This window comes from Hoylesella timonensis S9-PR14, assembly GCF_000762405.1.
Lineage (GTDB): Bacteria > Bacteroidota > Bacteroidia > Bacteroidales > Bacteroidaceae > Prevotella > Prevotella timonensis_A.
This window is the reverse complement of record NZ_JRPQ01000270.1, coordinates 1-1,338: the sequence shown is the minus strand read 5'-3', so window position 1 is coordinate 1,338 and position 1,338 is coordinate 1. Positions and strand designations below refer to the sequence as shown.

The window sequence follows — 1,338 nt, the reverse complement described above, 5'->3', positions numbered from 1 at the left end:
TCTGCNGTTTCNTGATAGGTNAAATCTCCATCTTTACCTTTTTCTTTTTCGTAAGACTCCCACGTTGGAATCTCACGAGTAAATGGGGCGGTAGATACCTGAGCTTTCATATCTTCATTTTTTTGAGGTTTTTCTTTGGAGGAAACATTTTCTTTCGTTTGGGCAAGCTCTCCATCAATTCCTTCCAAATTGCCAGCTTTCAGAGGCTTTTGATTCAATGCTATACGCTGTTCGTCAATCTTGTCAATAATCATATCAGAAGCCTTGCCTACGTCTGTCATAATGGTAGAAATGGTTTCAGGTTTGCCCTTTAGCCTATTTAACCACCCACTTAGATAGTTGGCGTTGTTCTCCAGAATCTTTCTATCAAAGCCCATCGTACTGCCAACAAGGGCAGAGGTCATTTCTGCGATCAATTCCTCATGAGCGTANTTGTCCGTNCCATGCTGACCGAAACTTCTGNCAAGACGATCCTCGTGTCCCGTTGAATGAGCCATTTCGTGCAGGGCGGTGGAATAATATTCCATGCCGTCACGATAGACTTCCTCGGGTGTCTGCCCAAGTTTGAACTGTGATTTCATCGGAAGAACGATGGTGTCCGTTGACGGGCGATAAAAGGCTTGCTCGGAGGGTTTGTCATATTGTATTTTGGCATACCACGCCTTCNTCTCAAACATACGGTCAAGAGCTTCGTTTACATACATTCCATCTGTGTCCTTCACTTCTTGTNCNGGAACTTTGAAGCGTGCCACAATGGCATCGTACTTNTTCTTGTTGACTTCTTCAAGGTTGGTCTGGTCNATATTGAAAACGCTGAAAACTCTTGGAAANGGACGCACGACCAGCTTGGAACGTTCTTCCTTTGACATCGTATTATAGACTTCTTCAGAGATTTTATTCCCNTCCTCGTCTTTGATGGATAGTCCCCACTTGAAGACCGGAACGGACTTTTCACCAGGTTTGACTTGGAGATTCTGATCCTTGGCTTGAAGGAATGTCATATAGACAGGTGTCTTNTACCCTTGCTCTGCGGTGTTGAACATGAGAAAGAATGAATTTCCACCAGAATACGTCCGTCCGCTGATGTTTTGCGGCAAACCTTGCACAGAACCATTGACACCCATCCAGCCTTTCTTCCAATTGTTGGCTTTGGCTGTCTCGATAATTTTAACCATCATGTCCGCAAATTTCTTCAGAATTTCATCGGACTTATTTTTTCTCTTTCCAGAATAATTGGGTTTTTTGANATCTCTTTCGGTCATTTTCGTAAATTTTGATAGTTACAAAATAAATGACTTAACAGCAAATAAGCATCCTCAAAAAAATAAAAGTCTTATA

The 1,338-nt window shown here is 42.4% G+C and carries 1 protein-coding gene; it reads right to left on the bottom strand.

The features are described from left to right. On the bottom strand, positions 1-1,175 hold a 1,175-nt coding region (locus HMPREF9304_RS12615), incomplete at its 3' end, for an ArdC family protein (RefSeq protein ID WP_445236350.1). Positions 1,176-1,338: the final 163 nt, after the last annotated feature.